20 protein-coding genes are annotated in these 19,201 nt (G+C 66.1%); 16 read left to right on the plus strand and 4 right to left on the minus strand.

Annotation, left to right across the window (positions count from 1 at the left end; translation table 11 throughout):
• Positions 1-17 precede the first annotated feature (17 nt).
• The 5 genes from odhB (at position 18) to IP92_RS14110 (ending at position 5,091) form a co-directional block, all read left to right on the plus strand.
• A complete protein-coding gene (gene odhB, locus IP92_RS14090) occupies positions 18-1,283 on the plus strand; it encodes a 2-oxoglutarate dehydrogenase complex dihydrolipoyllysine-residue succinyltransferase (protein WP_145875835.1) in 1,266 nt (421 codons plus the stop codon).
• A gap of 131 nt (positions 1,284-1,414) precedes the next feature.
• A complete protein-coding gene (locus IP92_RS14095) occupies positions 1,415-1,759 on the plus strand; it encodes a PspC domain-containing protein (protein ID WP_145875837.1) in 345 nt (114 codons plus the stop codon).
• Positions 1,756-3,189 carry a dihydrolipoyl dehydrogenase gene (gene lpdA / locus IP92_RS14100; protein WP_145875839.1) on the plus strand — a complete coding sequence of 478 codons (1,434 nt, stop codon included), beginning with the start codon at positions 1,756-1,758 and terminating at the stop codon, positions 3,187-3,189. The genes IP92_RS14095 and lpdA overlap by 4 nt, the downstream gene beginning before the upstream one ends.
• Before the next feature lie 68 nt (positions 3,190-3,257).
• Complete coding sequence (zapE, locus tag IP92_RS14105; protein ID WP_145875842.1) at positions 3,258-4,355, plus strand: cell division protein ZapE; 1,098 nt, start codon at positions 3,258-3,260, stop codon at positions 4,353-4,355.
• Between the two features lie 40 nt (positions 4,356-4,395).
• A complete protein-coding gene (locus tag IP92_RS14110; RefSeq protein ID WP_145875843.1) occupies positions 4,396-5,091 on the plus strand; it encodes a hypothetical protein in 696 nt (231 codons plus the stop codon).
• A 40-nt stretch (positions 5,092-5,131) separates the two neighbouring features.
• Here IP92_RS14110 and IP92_RS14115 read toward each other — a convergent pair whose 3' ends face one another.
• The 3 genes from IP92_RS14115 to IP92_RS14125 form a co-directional block, all read right to left on the minus strand.
• Complete coding sequence (locus IP92_RS14115; protein WP_145875845.1) at positions 5,132-5,548, minus strand: organic hydroperoxide resistance protein; 417 nt, start codon at positions 5,546-5,548, stop codon at positions 5,132-5,134.
• 91 nt (positions 5,549-5,639) lie between these two features.
• Positions 5,640-6,146, minus strand: a complete 507-nt coding sequence (locus tag IP92_RS14120) for a thioredoxin family protein (RefSeq protein ID WP_145875847.1) — start codon at positions 6,144-6,146, stop codon at positions 5,640-5,642.
• 1 nt (position 6,147) lies between these two features.
• Positions 6,148-6,831: a cytochrome c biogenesis CcdA family protein gene (locus tag IP92_RS14125; RefSeq protein WP_145875849.1), complete on the minus strand. Its 684-nt coding sequence runs from the start codon at positions 6,829-6,831 to the stop codon at positions 6,148-6,150.
• A gap of 153 nt (positions 6,832-6,984) precedes the next feature.
• Here IP92_RS14125 and IP92_RS14130 point away from each other — a divergent pair, with 153 nt between their 5' ends.
• Positions 6,985-7,725, plus strand: a complete 741-nt coding sequence (locus IP92_RS14130) for a response regulator (RefSeq protein WP_145875851.1) — start codon at positions 6,985-6,987, stop codon at positions 7,723-7,725.
• Positions 7,722-9,041 (plus strand): ATP-binding protein, encoded by a 1,320-nt coding sequence (locus IP92_RS14135; protein ID WP_229418764.1) that lies wholly within the window; start codon positions 7,722-7,724, stop codon positions 9,039-9,041. Before IP92_RS14130 ends, IP92_RS14135 begins: the two co-directional genes overlap by 4 nt.
• A gap of 22 nt (positions 9,042-9,063) precedes the next feature.
• Here IP92_RS14135 and IP92_RS14140 read toward each other — a convergent pair whose 3' ends face one another.
• Entirely contained in the window at positions 9,064-9,840 is a 777-nt protein-coding gene (locus IP92_RS14140; protein ID WP_145875853.1) for a PP2C family protein-serine/threonine phosphatase, read from the minus strand.
• A gap of 153 nt (positions 9,841-9,993) precedes the next feature.
• On the opposite strand from IP92_RS14140, the gene IP92_RS14145 reads away from it, so the two are divergent.
• From IP92_RS14145 to IP92_RS14185, 9 genes are all read left to right on the plus strand, one after another.
• Positions 9,994-10,194, plus strand: a complete 201-nt coding sequence (locus IP92_RS14145; RefSeq protein WP_145875855.1) for a YdcH family protein — start codon at positions 9,994-9,996, stop codon at positions 10,192-10,194.
• Between the two features lie 24 nt (positions 10,195-10,218).
• A complete protein-coding gene (gene yoaA, locus IP92_RS14150; RefSeq protein ID WP_145875858.1) occupies positions 10,219-12,249 on the plus strand; it encodes a DNA repair helicase YoaA in 2,031 nt (676 codons plus the stop codon).
• A gap of 159 nt (positions 12,250-12,408) precedes the next feature.
• On the plus strand, positions 12,409-13,014 hold the full coding sequence (locus IP92_RS14155; protein WP_145875860.1) for a toll/interleukin-1 receptor domain-containing protein: 606 nt from the start codon (positions 12,409-12,411) through the stop codon (positions 13,012-13,014).
• Positions 13,015-13,078: 64 nt separating this feature from the next.
• Entirely contained in the window at positions 13,079-14,878 is a 1,800-nt protein-coding gene (locus tag IP92_RS14160; protein WP_145875862.1) for a KGGVGR-motif variant AAA ATPase, read from the plus strand.
• A 72-nt stretch (positions 14,879-14,950) separates the two neighbouring features.
• Entirely contained in the window at positions 14,951-15,688 is a 738-nt protein-coding gene (gene surE / locus IP92_RS14165) for a 5'/3'-nucleotidase SurE (RefSeq protein ID WP_145875864.1), read from the plus strand.
• Positions 15,685-16,551 carry a protein-L-isoaspartate(D-aspartate) O-methyltransferase gene (locus IP92_RS14170; protein ID WP_145875866.1) on the plus strand — a complete coding sequence of 289 codons (867 nt, stop codon included), beginning with the start codon at positions 15,685-15,687 and terminating at the stop codon, positions 16,549-16,551. Before surE ends, IP92_RS14170 begins: the two co-directional genes overlap by 4 nt.
• A gap of 108 nt (positions 16,552-16,659) precedes the next feature.
• Positions 16,660-17,595, plus strand: a complete 936-nt coding sequence (locus IP92_RS14175; RefSeq protein ID WP_145875868.1) for a peptidoglycan DD-metalloendopeptidase family protein — start codon at positions 16,660-16,662, stop codon at positions 17,593-17,595.
• A gap of 169 nt (positions 17,596-17,764) precedes the next feature.
• Positions 17,765-18,823, plus strand: a complete 1,059-nt coding sequence (rpoS, locus tag IP92_RS14180; protein ID WP_145875870.1) for an RNA polymerase sigma factor RpoS — start codon at positions 17,765-17,767, stop codon at positions 18,821-18,823.
• Positions 18,824-18,998: 175 nt separating this feature from the next.
• Positions 18,999-19,201, plus strand: a 203-nt coding sequence (locus IP92_RS14185; RefSeq protein WP_229418774.1) for a helix-turn-helix domain-containing protein, incomplete at its 3' end; no start/stop codon positions are given.

A 19,201-nucleotide genomic window follows, 5' to 3' on the forward strand; every position in this document is an offset into this window, starting at 1 on the left:
AATACACGGAGTAATACATGGCACAAATCGAAGTCAAAGTTCCACAACTGTCGGAATCCGTCGCCGAGGCGACCCTGCTGTCCTGGCACAAGAAGGTCGGCGACAGCGTCGCGCGCGACGAGAACCTGATCGACATCGAAACCGACAAAGTGGTCCTGGAACTTCCCGCGCCGTCCGCCGGTGTGATCGTGCAGATCATCAAGGCCGACGGCGCCACCGTCGTTGCCGACGAAGTGATCGCCATCATCGATACCGAAGCCTCCGCACAGGTTTCGCCGATCGCCGTGACGGCAGCGCCTGTCGAGGCGGCACCGGCACCGGCGGCGGCACCTGCCGCAGGTTCGGCTGCAAGCACGGGCGGTTCGAAAGGCGACGTGGCCATGCCGGCCGCCGCCAAGATCCTGTCCGAGAAGGGCCTGTCCGCGACCGACGTCGCCGGCTCCGGCAAGGATGGCCGCGTGACCAAGGGCGACGCCCTGGCCGCAGCACCGAAGCCTGCCGCACCTGCACCGCTGGCCCAGCCGGCCGCCAAGCCCGCACTGCAGAAAGTCGCCGCGCCGGCATCGAGCGCGAACCTGGGCGACCGTCCGGAAGAGCGTGTGCCGATGAGCCGCCTGCGCGCCCGTATCGCCGAGCGCCTCGTCGAATCCCAGTCCACCAACGCCATCCTGACCACCTTCAACGAGGTGAACATGAAGCCGGTGATGGACCTGCGCAACAAGTACAAGGACAAGTTCGAGAAAGAGCACGGCGTCAAGCTGGGCTTCATGTCGTTCTTCGTCAAGGCCGCCGTTGCCGCGCTGAAGAAGTACCCGATCCTGAACGCTTCGGTCGACGGTAACGACATCGTCTACCACGGCTACTTCGACATCGGTATCGCCGTTGGTTCGCCGCGCGGCCTGGTGGTGCCGATCCTGCGCAACGCCGACCAGATGACGATCGCCGAGATCGAGAAGAAGATCGGCGAATTCGGCGCGAAAGCCAAGGAAGGCAAGCTGACCCTGGAAGACCTGACCGGCGGTACGTTCTCGATCTCGAACGGCGGTACGTTCGGCTCGATGCTGTCGACCCCGATCATCAACCCGCCGCAGTCGGCGATCCTGGGCGTGCACGCGACCAAGGACCGCGCTGTCGTCGAAGACGGCCAGATCGTGATCCGCCCGATGAACTACCTGGCGATGTCCTACGACCACCGCATCATCGACGGCCGCGAAGCCGTGCTGGGCCTGGTGGCGATGAAGGAAGCGCTGGAAGATCCGGCACGCCTGCTGCTGGATCTGTAATCGGTCTTGAAGAGTAGGTAAATCACGCTTTCACCCCGAAGGCAAACCCTGGGGTCAGACCCGCCGGGTCTGACCCCGGCTTCTGCCTTGGGGTTGAAAACCGGCCGTGGCCCTTTTGCGAGAGGTACCCCATGAGCATCTCCGACGAAATCAAACGCCTGCACGAGCTGCACCAGGCAGGCGCCTTGACGGACGAGGAATTCACTCGCGCCAAGGAACGCCTGATCGCGGGCGCCGGCGCCCCGCGGGGCAACGGCGACCTGGCCAGCGAGTTCTCGAGCCTGCGCCGTTCGCGCATCGACCGCTGGCTCGGCGGCGTCTGCGGCGGCATCGCCAGGGCGTCCGGTGTCGATTCGTGGATCTGGCGTCTCGTGTTCGTGCTGTTCACGATCTCGTTCGGGTTCGGGCTGGTGATTTACATTCTGTTGTGGATATTCGTCCCTGAAGAGGACGATCTGACTGGGAAAAACACATGAGCAACAAACAATTCGACGTAGTGGTGATCGGCGCCGGCCCCGGCGGCTATATCGCGGCAATCCGCGCGGCCCAGCTGGGCTTTTCCGTGGCCTGCATCGACGAGTGGGCCAACGACAAGGGCGGCCCGGCACCGGGCGGCACCTGCACCAACGTCGGCTGCATCCCGTCGAAAGCGCTGCTGCAATCGTCGGAACACTTCGAGCACGCCGGCCACGCATTCAAGGATCACGGCATTGAAGTGTCGGGCCTGGCCCTGAACCTGGGCCAGATGCTCAAGCGTAAGAACACCGTCGTCAAGCAGAACAACGACGGCATCCTGTTCCTGTTCAAGAAGAACAAGGTCACGTTCTTCCACGGCCGCGGCGCCTTCGCCGGCGCGCAAGGAGCGGAAGGCTACCCGATCGCGATCACGGGCCCGACCACGGAAACGATCAACGCGAAGCAGGTGATCGTGGCGACGGGTTCGAACCCGCGCGCGCTGCCGAACGCACCGTTCGACGAGAAGCTGGTGCTGTCCAACACGGGCGCGCTGGCGATCGACGCCGTGCCCGCGAAACTGGGCGTGATCGGTGCCGGCGTGATCGGCCTGGAGATGGGTTCCGTGTGGCGCCGCCTGGGTGCCGACGTGACCGTGCTGGAAGGCCTGCCGACGTTCCTCGGCGCCGTCGACGAGCAGATCGCCAAGGAAGCGCACAAGATGTTCACGAAGCAGGGCCTGAAGATCAGCCTGGGCGTGAAGGTCGAGAGCGTGACGCCGGGCGCGAACAACGTCACCGTCAAGTACGCCGATGCGCAGGGCGCCGCACAGGAAGCGGTGTTCGACAAGCTGATCGTGTCGATCGGCCGCGTGCCGAACACGAACGGCCTGGGTGCCGACAAGGCCGGCCTGGCGCTGGACGAACGCGGCTTCATCGCCGTCGACGACGACTGCAAGACGAACCTGCCGAACGTGTGGGCGATCGGCGACGTCGTGCGCGGCCCGATGCTGGCGCACAAGGCGGAAGAAGAGGGCGTTGCCGTGGCCGAGCGTATCGCCGGCCAGCACGGTCACACCAACTTCGACACGATCCCCTGGGTCATCTACACGTCGCCGGAAATCGCCTGGGTCGGCAAGACCGAGCAGCAACTGAAAGCTGCCGGCGTGGCGTACAAGGCCGGCACGTTCCCGTTCCTGGCAAACGGCCGCGCCCGCGCGCTGGGCGATACGTCCGGCATGGTGAAGTTCCTGGCCGACGCGACGACCGACGAGATCCTGGGCGTGCACATCATCGGCCCGATGGCGTCCGAACTGATCTCCGAAGCCGTCGTGGCGATGGAGTTCAAGGCATCGGCCGAAGACATCGCCCGCATCTGCCACGCCCACCCGTCGCTGTCCGAAGCGACCAAGGAAGCGGCACTGGCCATCGACAAGCGCACCCTCAACTTCTAAGTTGATGCGTTGACGTCCCGCCGGGCCGGCCTTGCCGGCCCGGTGTTTTTGTATGAACGACTCATTTCATGAACGTCCTCGAGTTTTACCAGCACGCGCTGGAACAGCGCAACTTCAAGCCGGATGAAGCGCAGCGCCGCGCCGTCGAACGGCTGCAGCAGTGCTACGACGAGTGGGTGGGCTACAAGGCCCAGCGCTCGAACAGCTTCAAGCGCCTGATCAACCGCCCCGAGCCGCCGCGCGGCGTGTACATGTGGGGTGGCGTCGGCCGGGGCAAATCGTTCCTGATGGACTCGTTCTATTCGGTCGTGCCCGTGGTCCGCAAGACCCGGCTGCACTTCCACGAATTCATGCGCGCCGTGCACATCCAGCTCGACGAGCTGATGGGCATCGCCGACCCGCTCGACGAGGTGGCGAAACGGATCGCGAAAAAATACCGGCTGATCTGCTTCGACGAATTCCACGTGTCCGACGTGGCCGATGCGATGATCCTGTATAACCTGATGAAGGCACTGTACGACAACGGCGTGTCGTTCATCATGACGTCGAACTACGAGCCGTCGACCTTGTACCCGGACGGGCTGCACCGCGACCGCATCCTGCCCACCATCGCCCTCCTGAAGGAGAAGATGGACGTGCTGAACGTGGATGCCGGCGTCGACTACCGCGGCCGCGCGCTCGAGCAGGTGCAGGCCTACTACATGCCGCTGAACGCGGCCACCGATGCGAAGCTGCGCGAAGCGTTCACGAAGCTGGCCGACACGCGGGAGGAAGACCCGCACATCACCATCGAAGGCCGCGAGCTGCGCGCGCTGCGCCGCGCCGGCACGGTGATCTGGTTCGACTTCCAGACGCTGTGCGGCGGCCCCCGCTCGCAGAACGACTACCTGGAAATCGCCAGCCGTTTTCATACCGTGATATTGTCCGGTGTGCCGATGATGTCGGCCGGCCAGTCGTCCGAAGCGCGCCGCTTCACGTGGCTGATCGACGTGTTCTACGACCAGGGCGTGAAGCTGATCATGTCCGCCGAGGTCGAACCGGAAGAGCTGTACACGACCGGCATGCTGGCCAACGAATTCCACCGCACCGTGTCGCGCATCGTCGAGATGCAGTCGCGCGAATACATGGAAAAGGCCCAGCGCGGCGCGGCCGCCGGCCTGACCTGATGAGGGATTGAGAAAGATGGCATTGCATTTGAAAGCAACGATGGCGGTTGGCGCCCTGATCTGCGGCCTGGCCGGCGCGGCCGCGGCGCAGGAACTCCCTGCCCGGGTACCGAACCCGGCGATCACCACGGTCGAACAGGCCGACGCCAAGCTGGCCGACGTGAAGCGCGAGCGCGACGCGGCCGAAGCCGACTACGCCGCCGCGGAGCAGGTGTGTTACGCGAAGTTCTTCGTCAATAACTGCCTCGACAAGGCGAAGGAAACCCGGCGCGCCCGGCTGGCCGAGCTGCGCAAGCTCGAGATCGACGCGAACTACTTCAAGCGCAAGAACTCCGTCGAGGTGCGCGACCGCGAGCTGGAAGAGCGCGCCCAGCGCGACGCGGCCGAGCAAGCGTCGCGCGCCGCGAAACCGCCGGCACAGCGCGTGAACCCGGACGACAAGCCGCGGCCCGTACCGCTGGTGAAGACGCCCGCCGAACGCCAGGCCGAGTATGCCGAGCGCCAGAAGCAGCGCCAGGCGGCCGACGCGAAGAAGGCCAGCGAGCGCGCACAGAACGTCGCGGACTACCAGCGCAAGCAGGCCGAATCCGCGGAACGCCAGCAGCGCGTGGCCGACAAGAAGGCCGAGCGCGAAGCCCGGCGCCTCAAGCGTGAAGCGGACGAGGCGGCGAAGAAGGCTGCCGCCGCGGCACGCGCGAAGGAAAAGGCGGAAGGCAAGCCGCGTACGGTCGACTGACCGCGCGCTTGACGAAAAGGCCGGCGTTTGCCGGCTTTTTTTACACCACGCTGAGCGTGACGTCGATATTGCCCCGCGTCGCCTTCGAGTACGGGCAATTGCGGTGCGCCGCTTCCACCAACGCCTGCGCGGTGTCGTGCGGCACGCCGGGCAGGCGCACGTTCAGGCGAGCGCGCAGGAAGTAGCCGCCGGAGCCGGTGCCGAGGTCCACTTCGGCATCCACCGCCACGTCGCGCGGCACGGCCACCTGCAGCTCCTTGGCGGCCAGGCCGATGGCGCCGATGAAGCACGCCGACCAGCCGGCGGCGAACAGCTGTTCCGGATTGGTGCCTGCGCCGGCGGCGCCCGGCGGCGTCAGCGCGATGTCGAGGCGGCCGTCGTCGCTGCGTGCGGTGCCGAGGCGGCCGCCGGTCGTGGTGGTGCGGCCCGTGTAGAGGACGTTGTCGATCTGGTTCATGATGGTTTTCCTTGCCGGCTGTGAGCACGCGGGTGGGCGGCCGGCTTGCGCCCAGGCCCGCGACATGGATACGTTGGCCGCGGCAAGCGGCTCAGTCCTTCTGCGCCAGCAGCGCGCGGATCGTGTTTTCCGTCTCGGCATAATCGCCTTCGCCGAAGTGGCTGTAGACCACCTGGCCCTTCTTGTCGATCAGGTAGAACGCGGGCCAGAAGCGGTTGCTGTAGGCGTTCCACGTGGCGTAGCGGTTGTCCTGTGCGACGGGATAGCCGATGTCGAAGCGCTTGATCGCCTTCTTCACGTTATCGGCGCTGCGCTCGAACGGGAACTCCGGCGTGTGCACGCCCACGACGACCAGGCCCTGGTCCTTGTACTTCTGGTGCCAGGAACGCACGTACGGCAGCGTGTTGATGCAGTTGATGCAGGTGTAGGTCCAGAAGTCCACCAGCACGACCTTGCCGCGCAGCTGCTGCATCGTCAGCGGCGCACTGTTGTGCCATTGCTCGATGCCGGTGAATTCGGGGGCGGCGGCCGCTTGCGCGCTGCTGGTGCTAATGCTTGCGACGAAGGCGGCGGCGACGAGGGAGATCAGGGTATGCATATCAGAGTCCTTTCAGTTGGGGCAGGTTGGGGAACAGGGAGGCGGCCTTCGCATACACGAGGACGTCGTATTGCAGGTACATCGCGATGGCGGTGGCGACGATCAGTACGCCGAACACCTGCTGCAGCCGCTGGCTGTGGCGCGCCAGCAGCCGCACGCGTCCGGTGACGGCCTGGCCGCCAGCGAGGATCGCCAGCATCGGCAGCGCGGCGCCCAGCGCATACAGGAACAGCAGCCAGGCGGAGCGGGCCACGTCCTGCGCGCCGGCCACCAGCACGAGGATCGACGCGAGCACGGGGCCGGCGCACGGCGTCCACACGGCGCCCAGCGAGGCGCCCAGCAGGAAGCCGCCCTGGGCCGGGACGGGCACGGACGGCAGCTTCGCCACGAGCCAGTCGTACGGCCGGCTCCAGATGCGCAGCAGGCCGAAGACACCGAGTAGCAGCAGCGACGCGTTACGCAGCGTTTCCTGGGCCACGTGGACAGCGCTCGATGCGGCGCCCAGCAGCATGCCGACGAACGTGAACGTGATGACGAAACCGGCGATCGTGCGCAGCGGCCGCACGTCCTCGCGGCTGGCGGAGCCGGCACCGAGGAGGATCGGCAGCACCGGCAGGATGCAGGGCGACGCGACGGTGAAGAGGCCCGCGCCGAAGGCCAGGGGTGATTCGAGCAGGTGGTTCATGATCGGCTTTCGTGAATGGAATGACGCTATTGGACCGCTGCCGCGTATCGGGCTTGTGTCCGCGGGAGGGGCAATGTGTAATGCCGCTTGTCCGGGTCTCAAGCGGATACACTGGGATACAAACGCCCCTGCTCCCTGCGGTAACATGCGGTCATGGACACCACTGACCACATCCTCATCGTCGACGACGACCACGGCATCCGCGAGCTGCTCGCCACCTACCTGGAAAAGGAAGGCATGCGCACGACGGCCGCCGCCAACGGGCGCCAGATGCGCGCCGCCCTGGAACAGATCACCCCCGACCTGATCGTGCTGGACCTGATGCTGCCCGGCGAGGACGGCCTGGCGCTGTGCCGCGAGCTGCGCTCCGGCCGGCACCGCACGATTCCCGTGCTGATGCTGACGGCACGCGGCGACGAGGTGGACCGCATCATCGGCCTGGAAATGGGCGCGGACGACTACATGCCGAAACCGTTCGGCGTACGCGAACTGCTGGCACGCATCCGCTCGGTGCTGCGGCGCACCCGCATGCTGCCGCCGAACATCCAGGTGACGGAGAGCGCCCAGCTGCTGGGCTTTGGCGACTGGAAGCTCGACACGACGCACCGCCACCTGCTCGATGCCGGCGGCACGATGGTGGCGCTGTCCGGCGCCGAGTACCGGCTGCTGCGCGTGTTCCTCGACCATCCGCAGCGGGTGCTGACGCGCGACCAGCTGCTGAACCTGACGCAAGGCCGCAATGCCGACCCGTTCGACCGCTCGATCGACCTGTTGGTGAGCCGCGTGCGCCAGCGCCTGCGTGACGATCCGCGCGAGCCGCGCTACATCAAGACGCTGCGCAACGAGGGCTACGTGTTCTCGTCCGCCGTCACGTTGCTGGCGGACGAATCGTGACCTTCCTGCCGCGCAGCCTGTTCGCCCGCATCGCGCTGATCCTGTGCGTGGGCCTCGCCATCGGCCAGGGCCTGTCGTTCTGGCTGACGATGATGGAGCGCGACAAGGCTACCGTGAACATCATGACGGGCTATGTCGAGCGCGAAGTCGTCAGCTCCGTCGCGCTCCTGGACCATCTGCCGGCGGCGCAGCGCGAACGGTGGCTGCCGCGCCTGGCGCGGCGCAGCTACCGCTTCGTGCTGGGGCCTGGCCTGGCGGGCTTGCCGCCCGATGCCGAGCTGTCGCAGCGCTTCGCGCAGGCGATCACGGACGGCATCGGTACCAGCTATCCGCTGACGGTGAACGCGGTGCCGGGCGACACGGAACGGTTCCAGGTGCACCTGCGGCTGTCCGACGGCATGCCGCTGACGATCGACATGCACCCGATGTACGGCGCCCCGCTGTCCGGCTGGCTGCCGTGGGTGCTCGTGGCGCAGCTGGTCGTGCTGGGTGCCTGCTGCTGGATCGCCGTGCGGCTGGCGACGCGGCCATTGCACCAGCTGGCGCAGGCCGCCGACGGCCTGGGGCCGGACATGAAGGCAGCGCGGCTGGCCGAATCGGGGCCGTCGGAAGTGGCGCGTGCGGCGCGCGCGTTCAACGCGATGCAGGACCGGATCGCGCTGTACGTCGCCGAGCGCATCCGCATCCTGGCGGCGATCTCGCACGACCTGCAGACGCCGATAACCCGCATGCGCATGCGCGTGGACATGATGGATGCGCACCGCGACCAGGACCGCTTGCGGCAGGACCTGCGCGAGCTGGAAACGCTCGTGAAGGAAGGTGTGGCGTACGCGAAGACGATGCACGGCGTGCAGGAAGACGCATGCCGGATCGACGCGGACGCGCTGATCGACAGCATGGTGTGCGACTACCTCGACGCGGGCCAGGACGTCACGCTGCGCGGGACGATCGGCTCGGCGCTGGTGACGCGGCCGAACGCGCTGCGGCGCGTGCTGGGGAACCTGATCGACAATGCCGTCAAGTTCGGCGGCGCTGCGGAAGTGGAAGTTGGCGTGACGGACGACGGTGTGCGGATCGCCGTGCTGGATCGCGGGCCCGGCATCCCGGACGACGAACTGGAAGCCGTGTTCGAGCCGTTCGTGCGGCTTGAAACGTCGCGCAACCGGGATACCGGTGGCACCGGCCTGGGGCTGGCGATCGTGCGGCAGCTGGCGACGCGGCTGGGCGGTCGGGTCAGCCTCGCGAACCGGGAAGGCGGCGGCCTGGCGGCCGTGCTGCGGTTGCCGGCCGATGGGGCGCAGGCCGCGGCGGCGTAAGCGACTTCGTCCAGCGATGCGTTCAGGCGGCCGGCGCCACCAGCCGCAGCATCGCCAGCGTGCAGTTATCCCAGCCGGCGTCGCCGCGTTGCTGCGCCCGCTCGCGCGCCTTGCCGATCAACAGGTCGGCCGCTTCGCGCGGCGTCCTGCGGGCGACGACGGCCGCCAGTTCGTTGTCTGCCAGCCAGGGCCACAGCCCGTCCGTGCACAGCAGGAAGCCGTCGCCGGCCCGCAGGTCTTGCTGGGCGCCGACGGCGACGAACGGCGGCTTCAGTGGATTGCCCAGCACATTGTTCAAGAGGCGCGACGAGCGGTGCTTGCGGGCCGCATCCGGCGGCAGTTTGTCGACCGTGATCAAGTGGTCGATGTATTCCGCGTCGCCCGTCTTGCCGGTGCACGCACCGTTGGTAAAGCGATACAGGCGGGTGTCGCCGACGGTGGCCCAGACGGCCTGGCGCGCCGGTGTCAGCACCAGCAAGGCCATTGTCGATTGCGCGCCGCGGTCGGCCGATAGCGGGTTCATCCGCAACACGTCGTGTGTTTCCTGGGCGATTTCGCGCAGCAGCTGGCCCAGCCGTTCGACGCTGGGCGTATCGCCGACCTTGTACTCGTCAAACAGCTGCTTGCTCGTGTGCAGCAACTGCTCGGCGCCGAGCGCATTGGCGGGGCCGCCGTCCGCCGCCACGGCCAGCACGTAGCCGGGCGCCTTCGGCGCGGTGAACAGCGCGGCGCGGTCGTTCTGGCGGGGGCGGTCGCCGATGTGTTGCGCCGTCCCTGCCTCGATCTTGTATCCGCTCATGGTTGTGTAAAATGCCTGCCGCTTCTTTCTATTGCGCACCTGAGTTAAACTATGCACCGGTTGGCAGTTTGGTGGCAAGCAAAAAAGTTGCCGCACGGATTGTTTTGGTCATGCATTAGTTGGCAAACGGTTCACACTCAGTAGCGAATTCCCATGAAGAACGAAGAAGAGATCCGGCGCCGCATCATCGAACTGGACGTGGAGCATCGCGACCTCGACGCCGTGATCGAAATGCTGACGCGTGACGGCCACCACGACCAGCTCCAGCTGCGTCGTTTGAAGAAGCGCAAACTGCAACTGAAAGACTACATCACGCTGCTGAAGATGCAGCTGGTGCCCGACGTACCGGCCTGATCCGCCATTCTCCTGCGAACCCAAGTGACCGATCCATCCCTGACGCCAGCCGTCCCAGACGGCAGTGGCGACGATTCCGCTTCCGCGGCCGTTCCCGGCAAATACGATGCCGAAGTGGAGCGGCTGTTCGGCATCGGCGGCCCGCTGGGCCCGGCCGTTGGCGGATTTCGTCCCCGCAAATCGCAGACGGAGATGGCCAAGGCGATCGCCCACGCGATCTCCGAGCAGCAGACCTTGATCGCCGAGGCCGGCACGGGCACGGGCAAGACGTTCGCGTACCTGGTTCCCGCGCTGCTGTGGGGCGGCAAGACGATCGTGTCCACCGGTACCAAGAACCTGCAGGACCAGCTGTTTTCGCGCGACATCCCGACGGTGCGCAAGGCGCTGTCGGCGCCCGTCTCGGTCGCGCTGCTGAAGGGCCGCGCCAACTACCTGTGCCACTACCACCTCGAGCGCACGCTGGCCAACGGCCGCATGACGTCGCGCGAGGACGTCGGCTACCTGCGCGACATCGCCCGTTTCCTGAAGATGACGCAGACGGGCGACAAGGCCGAACTGGCCCGCGTGCCGGAAAACGCGTCCGTGTGGAACCTCGTCACGTCGACGCGCGAGAACTGCATGGGCCAGGAGTGCCAGTACTACCAGGACTGCTTCGTGATGAAGGCGCGCCGCGAGGCGCAGCAGGCGGACGTGGTCGTCGTCAACCACCACCTGTTCTTTGCCGACGTGGCGCTGAAGGATACCGGCGTGGCAGAACTGCTGCCGTCCGCGAACACGATCATCTTCGACGAGGCGCACCAGCTGCCCGACACGGCCACGCTGTTCTTCGGCGAGACGGTGTCGACGAGCCAGGTGCTGGAGCTGTGCCGCGACGTGCTGGCCGAGGGTCTTGCCCATGCGCGCGATGGCGCCAACTGGGCCAGCGTCGTGTCGGTCGTCGAGAAGGCGGCGCGCGACCTGCGCCTGACGTTCCCGCAGGACGTGGTGCGGCTGTCGCTGCCGCAGATCGCGCCGTCGTCCGACTTCTTCCCCGCGCTGCAAAAGCTCAAGGACGAGCTGGACGGCATGATCGACGTGTTGGAAGGCCAGGCCGAACGGGCCGAGACGATCGAGCACTGCCGCCAGCGGGGCCTGGAACTGGCGCAGAAGTACAAGGACTGGCAGGTGGACCCGAAGGCGAAGGTGCCGCCGGGGCAGGAGGCCGTCTACTGGGTCGAGGCGTTCGCCAGCTCGCTGCAGCTGCACAAGACGCCGCTGTCGATCGCGCAGATATTCAACAACCAGCGCGAAGGCACGCCGCGCAGCTGGATCTTCACGTCCGCGACGTTGGCCGTGAAGAACGACTTCAAGCACTTCGCCCACCAGCTGGGGCTGTACGACGAGCCGGCCAAGTCGTGGCCCAGCCCGTTCAACTACGCCGAGCAGGGCATCCTGTACGTGCCGCAAGGCTTGCCGGACCCGAATTCGATGGGCTACACGGATGCCGTGCTCGATTGCGCGCTGCCCGTCATCGAGGCGGCCGGCGGACGCACCTTCCTGCTCTGTACCACGCTGCGCGCGGTGAAGCGGGCGGCCGAACGGCTGCGCGACGAGTTCGAACGGCGCGGCCTGAACTTCCCGCTGTTCGTCCAGGGCGACCGCGGCCGCACCGAGCTGCTGGACCAGTTCCGCAAGGCCGGCAACGGCGTGCTGATCGGCAGCCAGAGCTTCTGGGAAGGCGTCGACGTGCGCGGCGAAGCGCTGTCGCTCGTCATCATCGACAAGCTGCCGTTCGCCCCGCCGGACGATCCCGTGTTGGCCGCGCGCATCGAAGTGATGGAAAAGAAGGGCATGAACGGCTTCGTCCACCACACGCTGCCGGAAGCCATCATCAACCTGAAGCAGGGCGCCGGCCGCCTGATCCGCGACGAAGGCGATCGCGGCGTGCTGATGCTGTGCGACCCCCGCGTCATCTCGAAGCCGTACGGCCGCCGCATCTGGCAAAGCCTGCCCCCATTCAAGCGCACACGCGAGCAGGCGGAAGTGATCGCCTTCTTCCAGCCGCCGCCGGCCTGACCTCTCCAACCCCGTTGATTTTCCGGCGCTACTGCGCAGTCGCCTGACTGCGCAGTACGCGTTTGCGCCAGCGCAAAGTCGGTGTTGCCCAGCTTGTTACAGTGGAGTCGCATTCTTTATAAAAAAGCATATATCAGGGGAGAAACAGGAGAGGATGAAATGACGATCCGCTACGGCTGTTTCTTCAGCTACGCCCATGGCCAGCACGCCTATATGAGCAAGTTCAAGAACGACTTGGTCGACGCGCTGCGCTGCTACCTCGAACCGCACCTGGACACGGAAAAAGAGCTGTTCGTCGACAGTGAACAGCTCGGTGGCGGAGACGACCTGGATCAGAAGATCGCGCATGCGATGTGTGAAAGCGTATGCATGATCGTGATTTACACGCCGAAGTATGAGGCGCACGCGTACACCCGGCGTGAATTCGCCGCCATGCAGCAACTGGAGGCCGAACGGCGCAACTGGTATCCGCTGCCGAGCCACCTGATCATCCCCGTCATCATGACGCGGCACCCGCTCAGCCTGCCGCCGCAGATCAGCGAGCCGGGGTTCTACGTCGACTTTTCGCGTTACACGCTGGCCACCGGCGACCTGAAAACAAATCCGGACTTCCTGCCTGACATCGACAAGATCGTGCAGCGCATCGTCGCGCACTACCACTTCCTGAAATACAGCATCCCGCCGGAGCACGATTGCAACCGCTTCGTGCTGCCGCCCATTCCGCCGGAATGGCGGCCGGCGCCGCCGCCGCACTTTCCCCGCTAGCGCCGCGGCGCCGCGATGCCCGAACCTACCCTCATCGACTACGCTCATTTAGAGAAGGCCCGCCATGGAACCGCATCGACTGTCTCTTCCGCCACTGGATGAACCCGGTGAAGTCGTCACCTTCTATTCCCACAAAGGGGGCGCGGGCCGCACGATGGCCCTTGCCAACCTCGCCGTCATGCTCGCCCGGCGCAACAACGCGACCGTGCCGACCCTGATGATCGACTGGGACATGGAAGCGCCCGGGCTGCATCACTACTTCCGGGCGAACCAGGAAGGGGCGGGCGTGCTCGAGCTGTTCGAGGCATGCCGCGACCAGCTGTTGCGCCGCTCGCGCCTCGTCGGCGAGCGCGACGACGAGCAGCTGGCGCAGGCGGTGCTGGACGCGGTCGGCTGGGAGCAGTTCATCGTGCGTGCCGACCAGAGCCGGCCGTTGTTCCTGATGCGCGCGGGGCGGCAGGATGCCAGTTATGCGGAGCGCCTGGCGCGGCTCGATTGGGAAGGATTGTTCGACGCGTGTCCCGCGCTGTTTCGCGTGTTCGCGGACAACCTCGCGCGCCGGTTCCGCCACGTGCTCGTCGACTCGCGCGCGGGCCGCACGGAAACGGCCGGCATCTGCACGACCCTGCTGCCGACGAAGCTCGTGCTCGTGTTCACGCCAAACCGCCAGCACCTCGATGGCCTGGAGGGGCTGGTGCAGCGCGCGACAACGTGGCGCCGCAGCCATGAGGACGAACAGCGCCCGCTACTGATCTACCCGCTGCCTTCGCGCATCGAGATGGACGACTCGGCGCAGCGCGCGCTGTGGCGCCGCGGCGATCCGGAGCGCGGCATCCCCGGCTACCAGCCTGTGTTCGAGCGGGCGCTGGCCGAGGCATACGGCCTGGGCCGCATTTCGCTGGAGAGCTATTTCGACGAGGTGCAGCTGCAGCAGGTGCGCAGCCTGGGCTGCGGCGAGCAGCTGCCCGTGAACGCGGACGAGGAAGACGACCGCTTCTCGATCACCCGCACCTTCCAGGCATTCCTCGGCTGGTTCCTCGGCGGCTACCGGCCATGGCAATCGCGCGAGGAGATTCCGCTCCTGAACGCGGTGGCGCAGGGGCGCGCGGCGATGGAGCGGGGCGGCGGGCGGGGCGTCTCGCTGCCGCTGGCACGCGACCTGGCGCTGCTCGGCGAGCTGTACCGGCGGGAAGGGCGCTTCGACCAGGCCGCGGCCTGCCTCGACGAGAGCCTGTCGCTGCACGTGCTGATCCTGGGCGACGACCATGCGGACACGCTGGACAGCAAGGCCGCGCTGGCCGACCTGCTGTTCGAGCAGGAGAAGTACGAGGAAGCGCATTTCCTGCAGGAGTCGGTGCTGGAAGCGCGCGAACGGATGTTCGGCGCCGCCGCGACCGGCACGCTGAACGCGTCGAGCGCGCTGGCGGCCACGCTGGCCCAGCTGGGGCAGGTACCCGAGGCGCTGGCGTTGCAGGACGCCGTCATCGATGCGCACCGCCGCTACCTGGGCAACGAGCACCTCGTCACCGTGGAAAGCCTGGCGATGCGCGCCGACATCCTGTGCCATGGCGGGCACATCGACCAGGCGGCCGACTTGCTGGAGCAGGTGCTGGCGCTGCGCGCACGCCTGCTCGGCACCGAACATGCGGACACCGTGCGCACGCGCAAGGTGCTGGCGCAGGCGAAAAGCCGCATGAAGCAGGAGCCGCATGCGGTGCACGATACGCACCAGCGCGAGCACCGCATCGTCAGCGTCGAACAACCGCGCACCGGTTACCCGGCGGCAGCCAGCCCGCGGCACGGCGCCAGCGGCGAACTGGCGGTCGAAAACGAACTGTCCACGCCGCGCATCGGTATGCGCTGAAGCGCCACATTTTTCAGCATCGGGCACCACCCGCATGCGCTGCCGAGCCGTTGCTTCAGGTAAAATTCTCGTATGAGAATCCTTATCAGTAACGACGACGGTTACCTGGCACCCGGCATCAACGCACTGGCCGATGCGCTGGCGGCGATCGCGGAGATTGTCGTGGTCGCGCCCGACAGCAACCGCTCCGGCGCGTCGAATTCGCTGTCGCTGGACCGGCCGCTGTCCGTGCAGCAGGCTGCGAATGGTTTCTATTTTGTCAACGGCACGCCAACGGATTGCGTGCACATCGCGTTGACGGGCATGTTGATCGACAAGCCGGACCTGGTGGTTTCCGGCATCAACAACGGTCCGAACATGGGCGACGACACGCTGTATTCCGGCACCGTTGCGGCTGCCACTGAAGGCTACCTGTTCGGCATCCCGGCCATCGCGTTCTCGCAGGGCGAGTGGGGCTGGGCGCACATCGACGACGCGGCGCGCGCCGCGCGCGACATCGTGCAGCGCTATGCGGACGCGCTGGACAAGCCCTATCTGCTGAACGTGAACATCCCGAACCGGCCGTACGAGGAACTGGGGCAGCCGCTGGCGACGCGCCTGGGCCGCCGGCACCAGGCCGAGCCGGTGATCAAGTCGCACGATCCACGCGGCCGCGAAATCTTCTGGATCGGCCCTCCCGGCGCCTGCAAGGATGCGGGCGAGGGCACGGATTTCCATGCCGTGCAGCAGGGACGCATCTCGATGACGCCGCTGCAGATCGACCTGACCCACAAGACCCAGCTGGCGCTGCTGGCAAAGGCGCTCGGATGACCGACAAGCCCCGCACATTCCCGCTGCCCCTGTCGTCGGTGACGGACAAGGTGCAGAAAAAGCAGCCCGTGTTCGCGCCCGTCGCCACGCCGCAGACGGCGACGCGCAACGCCGCCATCAACGCGGCGCTGGGCAACGTGACGCGCCATCCGCAGCCGCTGGCCGCGCCCGTGCGCCCGCCAGGCGCACCCGCCGAGCGGCCCCCGGCCCCGGTGCCGCGGCAGTATGCGCTCGTGTCGGACGCGGTGCGGCGGGCGATGGTGGCGCGCGTCGCCAAGCAGGGCGTGCAGGATGCCGTCGTGCTGGCCGCGCTGGAAACCGTGCCGCGCCATATGTTCATGGACGAAGGACTGGCCGCGCAGGCGTACATCGACGCGTCGCTGCCGATCGGCCACCACCAGACGATCTCGCAGCCGTACATCGTGGCGCGCATGATCGAGGTGATGCGGCAGGGCGCGGAACTGAAGCGCGTGCTGGAAATCGGCACGGGTTGCGGCTACCAGGCAGCCGTTCTTGCGTGTGTTGCGCAAGAGGTGTATTCCATTGAGCGTATTAAACCGTTACATGAGCTGGCGAAAGCCAACTTGCGGCCACTGCGGGTACCGAACCTGCGGTTGCACTACGGAGATGGTATGCTTGGGCTGCCTCAGGCAGCGCCGTTCGACGGCATCATCCTCGCGGCCGCGGGTCTGGAAGTACCGCAGGCGCTGCTGGAACAATTGACCATCGGCGGACGTCTGGTCGCGCCGGTCGGCGAGCGCACCCAGCACCTGGAGCTGGTCACGCGCGTGGCAAAGAGCGAATGGATCCGCCAGACGCTCGAGGACTGCCACTTCGTACCGCTGCGGCCCGGTACTGTGTGATGGATTTGGCCTGTCTGGGCCGGCCGCCGCGATTTCCTGGACTGCTTTGCAGCCCGCGCGCCGGCATGCCCCTGGCAGGTGTAGAGAAGAGATAAAAACCAGATGAGCATGACGAAAAAACGTTACCTGGCACTGCTGTTGCCGCTCGCGGTGCTGACCGCGTGTACTTCCACCCCGAACCAGGCGCCCGTCATCGAGCGCCCGATCACGCGGCATACGCCCCAGCCGGCCCCGGCGCCGGCGCCCGTGCAGGAAAACAAGGACCGTGACGGCTATTACACGGTGAAGAAGGGCGACACGCTGATCCGCATCGCCCTCGACCACGGCCAGAACTACCGCGACCTGGTGGCCTGGAACAACCTGGCCAACCCGAACGACATCAAGGTGGACCAGGTGCTGCGCGTGGCGCCGCCGGAAGATGCGCCGGGCGTACGCACGGCCGCCGTCGTGATGCCGCCGGAGACGGTGAAGACGCCGCCGCCGCCGAAGAAGACGGAGCCGAAGGGCGACAAGAAGCCGTACACGGAAGGCGCGATGAGCGACCTGGCGAAGAACGACAAGGATGGCGACGGCAAGCCGGATACGCCGGCACGGGCCGAGAAGCCGGTGCAGGTGGCGAGCGCACGCCCATCCGTGCCGGCCGGGGCGGCGGCCCCTTCGCTGTCGGCGGAAGACCGCGAAGTGAGCTGGATCTGGCCCGCCGACGGCAAGGTCGTCGGCCAGTTCGACGAGGGCAAGAACAAGGGTATCGACATCGCCGGACGGCCGGGTCAACAGGTCCTTGCGGCAGGTGCAGGAAAGGTGATGTATGCCGGTAGCGGCATACGCGGATATGGTAATCTCGTCATTGTGAAGCACAGTAACGGCCTGCTGTCCGCATACGCACACAACCGGTCGATCCTCGTGAAGGAAGGCCAGACGGTGAACAAGGGGCAGACCATCGCTGAGATGGGGGATTCCGACTCGGATTCCGTCAAGCTGCATTTCGAGATCAGGCAGCAGGGCAAACCGGTGGATCCGTCGAAATTCCTGCCGAACCGCTAGTGTCCTGAGTCGGAAATTCGTTGCAAAAATAAATCTGACGAAATCGTCCTCAGGCAAGGCGGAAGTGTACGGTAAGGCCGGGGCCTTGCCGTCCATTTTCAACGCGGCATCAGGGTGATTCTCGTCTGATTTATTCAACGAATTCTTAACTCCGGACAGTAGGTACGCCATGACGAGCTCGCCGCATGATCATCTGGAAGAAGACCCGCTGCCTGACGATTATTCAGAAGAGAGTCTGGCGGACGAGAATCTGGCGGAGGAGCAACTGGCCGGCGACCGCGGCGGCGACGAGTCGATCGCGGACGAGCGCGCCGATGGTGCCGATGCCATCGACGGCCGCGCCACGGTACTGGAGACTGTCGACGAGCTGAAGAAGGTGCTGGCCGCCGAGCTGTCGACGGACACCACGCAGCACTACCTGAACCAGATCGGCACCCGGCCGCTGCTGACGGCGCCGCAGGAGGTGCATTTCGCAACGCTGGCCAAGCAGGGCGATTTCGCTGCCCGCCAGAAGATGATCGAGCACAATCTGCGGCTCGTCGTCTCGATCGCCAAGCACTACATCAACCGCGGCGTCGTGCTGCTCGACCTGATCGAGGAAGGCAACATCGGCCTGATGCGCGCGATCGACAAGTTTGAGCCCGAGCGCGGCTTCCGCTTCTCCACCTACGCCACGTGGTGGATCCGCCAGAGCATCGAGCGGGCCATCATGAACCAGGCTCGTACGGTGCGGCTGCCGGTGCACATGGTGCGCGAGCTGAACCAAATCCTGCGCGGCAAATACCACCTCGAGGCCCAGCACCACAACGGCAAGGACGCGACGGCGGAAGACATCGCCGACCTCGTCGGCCGCCCGGTGGAGGAAGTGCAGGACATCCTCGCGCTGTCCGAGCACGCCACGTCGCTGGATGCGCCGCTGGACAACGACCCGCAATCGTCGCTGATGGACATGCTGCCCGGCGACGCCGACGACAGCCCCGACGCGCGTGCCGAGCACCAGGAAATGACCCAACTGGTGCGCGACTGGCTGTCGCGCCTGCCGGACAAGCAGCGCATCGTCATCATGCGCCGCTTCGGCCTCGACAACGACGACCCCGCCACCTTGGAAACGCTGGCCGAGGAAATGGGCGTCACGCGCGAACGCGTGCGGCAGATCCAGCAGGAAGCGCTGGTAAAGCTGAAACGGGCGATGGCGGCGCGCGGCGTCGTGCGCGACTCGCTGCTGTAGAAAGTTGCGAGCCCGCGCTTGCATTCACCCCAGAAGCGACCCCTAGGGTCAGACCCGCCGGGTGTTTTGTCGGGACACATAGGTAACACCTGTCGGGAGACATAGGTAACACCTTTTATGATCATTGCACAGCCACTTACAGGAGCGTGCAATGCCTTGGAAGGAGTCCACCGCTATGTCATCTCGACAGGAATTCGTTCTGCTTGCACTCAGGCCTTCAGCTAACATTGCCGAGCTTTGCCGTCGATTCGGTGTTAGCCGGAAAACTGCCTACAAGTGGCTGGAGCGTTATCGTGCCGGCGGAGAGCTCGGGCTGCTTGATCGATCCCGGCAGCCGCACTCTTCCCCCGTCACTGCTGACGGCGAGCTTGAGATGCA

This window comes from Pseudoduganella flava, assembly GCF_007830495.1.
Lineage (GTDB): Bacteria > Pseudomonadota > Gammaproteobacteria > Burkholderiales > Burkholderiaceae_D > Rugamonas > Rugamonas flava.